1 protein-coding gene is annotated in these 806 nt (G+C 44.5%); it reads right to left on the bottom strand.

Annotation, left to right across the window (positions count from 1 at the left end; genetic code table 11):
- Window positions 1-806: ABC transporter substrate-binding protein (locus R8O11_RS26610; protein WP_318194793.1), on the bottom strand; the 806-nt coding region annotated here is incomplete at both ends.

Raw genomic sequence — 806 nt, 5'->3', positions numbered from 1 at the left:
TAGTTAGTGAATGAGTTCGTTTGTGGTTTGTTCGCGTTCACGGAATGGAAGTATTCCCAATAAGTTGGGATTTCTGAAGTCCCCATATCAAAGAAAGCAAGTTCGTGTTTTTTCTCACGCACATACTTAAACATCGATGAACCATCAATCAGCTTCAGCTCAATGTCCAACCCTGCCAATTTTGCCTGTTCACGCAAGAAAGCAATACGCGGTGTATGAACTGGAGATGAGTACGTCAATTCAAAGCTCAAACGCTGACCTTTATCATTCACGCGAATACCATCGGAACCAATCTTATCGAAGCCCGCAGCTTCAAACGCTGCCGCCGCTTTTTCTGGTTCAAACTTTGGCGCTTTCACATCTGGTAACGTGTACTTACCATGCCCAAAGCCCGTTGGGTTGGGTTTACGACTGTAGTCTCCACGCATAACATTCTCGATCATGCCGTCGAAATCTGTCGCGTAAGTGATCCCTTTGCGAATGTTTAAGTCATCAAGTAGAGGCATGGCCGTGTTTATCCAAACGCCACCAGCACCAACTGGATATTGGTTGTAACCCCAGAACTTCTCAATGTAACCCTTTTGATAAGGGGCAGTATTGGATTTGTCATGCCATAAACTTGGCAAAACCAATCCAAATGCGTCCAACTTACCTTTTTCGAAGTGCTTCATCGCAATATCACTATCGCGGATAACCGTGATACGAATTTTGTCGACGTTATAGCGATGCTCGTAGTACTTATTGGTATAACCCCACCAGTCCTCACCTACGTGCTTAAAGGTAACGCTTTTACCTTTTTTGACGTC

Source organism: Vibrio sp. 1288 (genome assembly GCF_033344475.1).
Note: the sequence above shows the minus strand (reverse complement) of the source record. Positions and strands in the feature narration are given on the sequence as shown.